Annotated in this window: 4 protein-coding genes and 1 pseudogene; 3 read left to right on the top strand and 2 right to left on the bottom strand. The window is 31.8% G+C overall.

The window, feature by feature from the left end:
* Nucleotides 1–1430 (bottom strand): methyl-accepting chemotaxis protein (locus AJN69_RS10625; RefSeq protein WP_407918814.1); only part of this gene is annotated, 1430 nt, incomplete at its 3' end.
* A 461-nt stretch (nt 1431–1891) separates the two neighbouring features.
* On the opposite strand from AJN69_RS10625, the gene AJN69_RS05370 reads away from it, so the two are divergent.
* The gene (locus AJN69_RS05370; protein WP_070287818.1) at nt 1892–2467 is read left to right on the top strand and encodes a cytochrome c3 family protein; all 576 of its coding nucleotides are present in this window, start codon (nt 1892–1894) and stop codon (nt 2465–2467) included.
* 10 nt (nt 2468–2477) lie between these two features.
* Nucleotides 2478–4994: a molybdopterin guanine dinucleotide-containing S/N-oxide reductase gene (locus AJN69_RS05365; RefSeq protein WP_070287820.1), complete on the top strand. Its 2517-nt coding sequence runs from the start codon at nt 2478–2480 to the stop codon at nt 4992–4994.
* A gap of 24 nt (nt 4995–5018) precedes the next feature.
* Here the strand turns inward: AJN69_RS05365 and zupT are convergent, their stop codons facing one another.
* Nucleotides 5019–5894: a zinc transporter ZupT gene (gene zupT, locus AJN69_RS05360; protein WP_070287822.1), complete on the bottom strand. Its 876-nt coding sequence runs from the start codon at nt 5892–5894 to the stop codon at nt 5019–5021.
* Nucleotides 5895–6062: 168 nt separating this feature from the next.
* On the opposite strand from zupT, the pseudogene AJN69_RS05355 reads away from it, so the two are divergent.
* Nucleotides 6063–7331: pseudogene (locus AJN69_RS05355) on the top strand (cache domain-containing protein); the annotation flags it as partial.

The following is a 7331-nucleotide window of genomic DNA, read 5'->3' as shown; positions in this document are numbered from 1 at the left end:
ATACCTGTAACATTTTTAATCTCTTCAGATTGAGTGATAACATCACTAGTTTTAACTGAAACATTTTGCATAGAAGAAGTGATCTCTTCTAAAGCTGCTGCAGTTTCTTCTAAAGATTGAGCTTGAGAATTTGAAGAAGTGGTTAAGCTTTGAACAGCAGTTTGTAATTTTCCACTTTCATTAGCTAAAGCATTAGCAAAGTCTGAACTTTGTTTTAGCATTTTAACTATTTCATCGCCTAAAGCATTAGTAGTTAATTCAACACTTCCTGAAGCATTAGAGATTTTATTTCTAAAATCTAAGCTTTTGTATTCTTCAAATATTTTATGAATAACATTCATATCAGAACCTACTCTAGCTTGTAAAACATCAAGAAGTTTATTTAGAACATTTTTAAGTTCAATAAGTTGTGGGTTTCTTGGATTAGCAGTAATTCTTGCTGTTAAATTACCACCTTCTACAACTGATACGGTTTGAACTGATTCTTTAACGGCTTGATTGTCTTGTTCTAAACCTTTTTTAGTAGCAAGGATATTTTCGTTGATAGCACTTGAGATTTGTCCAAATTCATCATTGCTTTTTACTTCTATAGTAGAAACATTTTTTGTTTTATGGTTGATGAAGTCAAAGAAATTTTGCAAAGATTTAAAAATTGAATTAATTTTTGCACTTACCATATATTTTATACACATATATACAATAGCTGAAATTATAATTAAAAATATAACAACTACAGCAACTATAATTAACTGAAGATGATATAAAGGTTTTAAAACTGAATTTTTAGGGGTTGTTACAAGTATACTCCAGCGACTTGAATCTTCTAATGTACTAAAAGAAGAAACCGAAGCATAACTAGTTAAACCTGTAGATGTATAAAAATTATTGATTAAAATATCTCTATGTTCTTTAATAGCACTTAATATAGGAGCTACAGAAGGAGAATGGTTGTATTCATTGATTTTTTGCAAAATTGCTTTAGGATTTTCATGAATAACAAATGTTCCATCATCTGTAAGTAGTAATCTTTGATCTCCTTCGTGAAAATTTAATGAAGGATTAAGTAAAGCTTTAGACATCTGTGAAAGCTCTAAAGAGAAACCAATAACTCCTGCAAAATCTCCTTTTTGATTAAAAATAGGCATTCCTAAGTTTATTCCTAAAAATTCTCCATTACCATAATCAAGACGCTTAACTGAACCAAAAATAACCTTTTGCTCTCCATTGTGCACATTGTTTTCAATTTTTGAGATTACAGGTATACTGTTATACATATTTTTATTTTGTATAAATGTTTTAATACCTCCGTCAATCCCTGGAGTTGAATCATTATAAACAATAGATAAATTTCCATTTTGAATGTCTTTTTCTTTATTTCCTGATAAGACTGAAAGATCTTTAATGTACAAAAAAGCATAAGTGGTATGCATACTTGAATCTAATGTTTTTTTGGTTAAATTTTCCAATACATTAATGTCAATATTCCCATTATCATTAATAACTTGTTGTATGCTAGTACCTAATGCTTTAGAGAGTAAAAAAGGTTCATTAAGCGTGGATTGCATATAATTTACATATCTTTTTGAAGCTATGTCTAGAGCAATTTCTGCTTCTTTTTCCATATTTTGAGAAACTTTCCATGATATGATGGCAATCATAAAGACTAAGCTAACCATAACACTTCCAATTACTGAAAGGGTTAATTTAGTTCCAATAGATTTTAACATTGTCTTCCTTTCTTGTATATTTATTTGCAAATTATAACTATAAAATACTTATTTTTTTCTAAAAAAGTTATTAATTATTAATTAATATTTTGTTAATATTAATTAATAATTAAATTAAATAGTGTTAAAATACATTTACATCAAATTTATATTAAGGAATAGCAATGAAAAAGATTTTCATTTCTTTTGTTGTCCTAGCGACATATTTATGGGCAGAAAATACCGCCTATACCGATGAAGTTGTATCACTTTATCTTAATAAAGATGATGCTAAAGTCATAGGAAGACTTTTACCTACAAATCCTTTTGAAGTGTTAAAAAGCGAAAATAACAAAGTTTTGCTAAAAATTGATGGTTATGTAAATCCTAAAGCACCTTCTGTAATTTATTTCAATGATTCTCAAAGAATTATTGTTGCAGCTTTTTCTAAAAATACAAAATTAAATTTCTCTCAAAGAATAACTGGAAAAGATGGAAAATGGGATAAGGTAAGCCTTGAAATTTGGGCAGATCAAAAAGAATTTGTCAAAGACAATAAAGAAATGTTAAGTCGAGCCAAAGAGCTTTTTGTAAATAACTGCGGAATTTGTCATGCTATCCACAAAGAAAAAGAATTTACAGCTAATGCTTGGCCTGCAATTTTCCGTTCTATGGCTGATAGAACAGGTATTGATAAAAAAGACAGATGGCTAGTTATAGAATACTTACAAAAAAACGCAAAAGATTTTAAAACAAAATAAGGAGAAAAGCATGCTAGATAGAAGAAAATTTTTAAAAATTGGAGCGAGCTTAAGTGCTTTACCTCTCATTCCAAGCTTAAGTGCAGGAAAAACCTTAGAAGCTTCAAAAGTTAGCCTTGGACTTGTAAAAAATGGAGAAGTGATTACCGCAGCACACTGGGGGATTTTAAAACTCACTATAAAAGATGGTAAGATAGTAAAAAGTGAACCTTGGGAAAAAGTTACAAAAATGGATAATCCTTTACAGCACTATACTGCCGATATGGTTTATAAATCTCGTGTGAAGTATCCTTATGTGCGTAAATCCTACCTTGAAAATCCTGACAATCCTAAACCTGAGCTTCGCGGAAAAGATGAGTTTGTTCGCGTAAGTTATGGTGAAGCGATCAAGCTTATCGCCAAAGAGCTTAAAAAAACAAGAGATAGTAAAGGTGCAAGTGCGATTTTTGGTGGAAGCTATGGCTGGAAATCAAGTGGAAATATGCAAAACTCACGCATCTTACTTCATAGATTTTTAAATGTAACAGGTGGATTTGTAGGAGCTACAGGAGACTATTCTACAGGAGCTTCTCAAGTGATTATGCCTTATGTTGTAGGATCAATTGAAGTTTATGAGCAGCAAACCTCATGGGAAAATATCTTAAGTGATTCTAAATATGTTGTGATTTGGGGTGCTGATCCACTTTCTACTTTACGTATAGCTTGGACTTCAAACGAACAAAGAGGTTTGGCATACTTTGAAAAACTTAAAGACAGTAAAATCAAAGTGATTTGTATAGATCCTGTAAAAACCACTACAGCGAAATTTTTAAATGCCAAATGGATAGCTCCACGCCCAAATACCGATGTAGCTTTAATGATGGGTATGGCAAGCCATTTGATTGCTAAGAAAAAAATCAATTACGAGTTTTTAGACACTTACACTACAGGCTTTGATAAATTTAAAGATTATTTAGAAGGTAAAGAAGATGGAGTGAAAAAAGATACCAAATGGGCAAGTAAAATTTGCGGTATCGATGAAAAAACTATCAAAAATTTAGCTGAAACTTTTTATGATAATCCTACTATGATTATGAGTGGTTGGGGTATGCAAAGAGCACATCATGGCGAACAGCCTCACTGGATGCTAGTTACTCTTTGTGCGATGTTAGGACAAATCGGCACAAAAGGAGGTGGTTTTGGATTAAGCTACCATTACAGCAATGGTGGTGTTCCAACTTGCAAAGGCGGAGTTATCGGCGGTATGACAGCAGGTAGCTTAGGAATTTGGAACAATGGTAAATTTAAAGGTTTAGCAAAAAGCGAAACTTCAAACGAAGGTGCAGAATGGCTTCAAAATGCAGCGAGTTATTCTTTCCCTGTAGCAAGAATCGCCGATGCCTTACTTCACCCTGGAAAAACTATAGATCACAACGGCTCTAAGCTTACCTATCCTGATATTGATTTTATTTACTGGGTAGGCGGAAATCCTTTAGTGCACCATCAAGATACCAACACTAACGTAAAAGCATGGAGAAAACCACGCACCGTTGTGGTAAATGAAATTTACTGGACTCCAACAGCTAAAATGGCAGATATTGTTATGCCTGCAACTTCATCTTATGAAAGAGATGATATTACCATGACAGGAGATTATTCAAATATGCATATAGTTCCTATGAAACAAGCAGTTGAGCCTGTGGGTGAAAGCAAAGATGATTATGTAATTTTCTCTGATATTTGTAAAATTTATGGAAAAGATGTCTTTAATGCCTACACAGAAAATGGCAAAAAAGCTAAAGATTTCATCAAAGAATACTACAACAGTGCCCTAAAACAAACTCAAAGTTTTGGCGAAGCTTTTGCTGCTCCTATGCCAAGTTTTGAAGAATTTTGGGCTAAAAATGAACCAATCACTTTTGAACCAACAGCTGAAAGTTTAGAATGGACTCGTTTTTCAGAATTTATAGAAGATCCTATCTTAAATGCTCTGGGTACAGATTCAGGGCTCATTGAAATTTACTCAGAAACGATTAAAAATTATAATTATGATGATTGCAAAGCCCATCCTACTTGGTTTGAGCCTATTGAATGGCTTGGAAATGCAACCAAAGAAGCACCTTTCCACTTACTTACAAACCACCCAAGAGATCGCTTACACTCTCAACTTTGCCACACAAGCTTAAGAGATACTTATGCAATAAAAGATAGAGAGCCGATTTTAATCAATTCCAAAGATGCAAAAAAACTTGGTATAAAAAATGGCGATGTAGTGCGCGTGTTTAACAAACGTGGCGAAGTTTTAGCAGGGGCTGTTGTAAGTGATGAAATCATGCAAGGGGTTGTAAGGATTTGTGAAGGTGCTTGGTATGATCCTAATGAAAACGGACTTTGCAAATGTGGAAATGCAAATGTTTTAACCATGGATATGCCAACTTCAAAACTTGCCAATGGCAATATCTCTCACACAGGGCTCGTAAACATAGAAAAATTTAAAGGTGAACTACCAAAACTTACTGCCTTTAATGCGCCAAAAGGTGTGAATTAAATTGCAAGAAAGCCGTAAGGCTTTCTATTGTCCAAGCAAATTTAAACTTAAAGCCATTATTGCCATTCCTAATATAAGTCCATATAAACTATCATGGGCCTTATCATAAGTTTTTGCAGCGGGCAAAAGTTCATCAAGAGATATAAAAACCATAATTCCTGCAATCACAGCAAAACTTATAGCTAAAGTAAGATCGCCTATAAAAGGCAATAAAATCAAAGCTCCAACAAAAGCACCCAAAGGCTCTGCAAAACCCGAAAGAGCTGAATAAATAAAAGCCTTTTTCTTATTTCCTGTAGCATGGTAAATTGGCAAACTCACGGCCAAACCTTCAGGGATATTGTGTATAGCCACAGCTATAGCTATAGCAATTCCTAAAGTAAGATTATCAAGACTCGAAATAAAAGTAGCAAAACCTTCTGGGAAATTATGTATAGCAATAGCTAAAGCTGTAAAAATCCCTGTGTGTTTTAAAGCTTTAGTATTGATCTGATGTAATTTTTCTCCAGGATGAAATTTCGGAGGATTTTGTCCTTTTTGGGGCAAGGGACAAATTTTTAACTCGCTTAAATCCTCTTTAGGCTCGTGAGGATTGACATCTTCGGGGATTAATTTATCAATCAATAAAGATATTAAAATTCCACCAAAAAAACAAGCTAATCCCAAAAGCTCAGCCCAATGCGAATCATAGTGATTTTTAAAATCTTTAAGTGCAGTGGGTAAAATTTCCATGAAAGAAATATATATCATTACCCCAGCTGAAAAACCAAGTCCTAAAGAAAGTACCCTTAAATCATCTTTTCTAGAAAAAAAGGCTATTATAGAACCTATAGCTGTAGAAAAACCTGCAAAAAGAGTCAGTAGCATTGCGATAAAAATTTGTTCAAAGGTAAATTGCATTAATAATTCTTAACTTCAATAAAATTTTAATATTTTAAATACTTATATTTATAAAAAGTTAACATATGGTAAAATTACAAAAGATATTAAAATTTTTAAGAATATTTTAAAAAATTATAGAATACTATACTAAGTTTTTTATAAATTTTTAAAAGTTAAGGAAAAAATATGAATTTTCGTTCTTTAAATATAAGCACTAAGCTTATTCTATCTGTAGCTATAGGGGTAATTTTAGGCATTATCGTATTAGTTTCAACAGTTTCCATATATATTTCTGAAAATATGGAAAAAGAGGCCAAAGATTCAATATTTTTAGCTTCAAAAAGATACACCAATTATATGGAAGGTATTCTAAATGAAACTGTTGCACTTGCAAAAGGAACCGCAACTTCCTTAAATGATATGTTTGAACACAATAATCAAGTTGATGCTGATTTGATTGAAAGCTTAATGAAAAATTTATTTGATAGTAGTTTATATTCAGCTTATACTTTTTTGTATTTAAAAGATACTTCAGTGCTAGGGGATGCTCAAGGAATTGATAAAAGATACACAAGTTCTGATGGTAAAACTTTTGCTATGATTTATTTTGATCAAACCACTGGAAAATCTGGAGGAATAGAAACGATTCAAACGCCAAATAATTTTGATAATTTAAAGATTATAGAGCAAGTAGAAAAAAACGCTAAATATGGAGATAAAGATAGTTTATTTGTTGGGCCACCAACTAAACTTAACTACGATGGAAAAGATTTTCTAGGTATTAATTTTGGAATGCCTATTTTTAATAATAAAGGTAAATTGATTGGAGTTGCTGGATATACTTTAGATTTTTCTGAAGTTTCTGAAACCATACTTGACCCAAAATTAGATTTTTTTGAAGGGGATTTAAGATTTTTAATGACTGATAAAGGTGTTATTGCCATTCATAAAAATCATAATGCCATTTTAAAAACACTCAGTGATATAAATAAAGATCCCTCTGTGGAGTTAGTCAATAATGCTGTTAAAGAACACAAAACTGTTATAATAGATGATTATGTTGCTTCAACTGGAGATTTAAGCTATGCATCCGTTTCATCTTTTAGTACTGCAAATAATTCAAGTTATTGGAGTATGGTTGTAACTGCTCCTAAAAATTCAGTTTTAGCACCTTTAAAGAAATTAGAAATTATTTTTATCGTTATTTCTTTTTTTATACTACTTGTCATATTGATTATAGTTTATGTCTGCGTTAAAAAAATAGTTGGATCTAGAATTCCTGTCATTTTAAAATCTTTAGAAAATTTCTTTCGTTTTTTAAATCACGAAAAACACGAAGTTGATTTAATTTCAATCAAAGCCGATGATGAACTTGGAAAAATGGGCAAAATGATCAACGAAAATATCCTTGCTACTAAAAAAGGTTTAGAACAAGACAATCAAGCCGTTAAAGAA

This window comes from Campylobacter sp. BCW_4338 (assembly GCF_001763255.1).
Lineage (GTDB): Bacteria > Campylobacterota > Campylobacteria > Campylobacterales > Campylobacteraceae > Campylobacter_D > Campylobacter_D jejuni.
This window is presented reverse-complemented; position numbering and strand designations above follow the sequence as displayed.

Coding starts and splice junctions, on each gene's coding strand:
- AJN69_RS05370 (WP_070287818.1), top strand. CDS start 1,892: ATGAAAAAGATTTTCATTTCTTTTGTTGTCCTAGCGACATATTTATGG.
- AJN69_RS05365 (WP_070287820.1), top strand. CDS start 2,478: ATGCTAGATAGAAGAAAATTTTTAAAAATTGGAGCGAGCTTAAGTGCT.
- zupT (WP_070287822.1), bottom strand. CDS start 5,894: ATGCAATTTACCTTTGAACAAATTTTTATCGCAATGCTACTGACTCTT.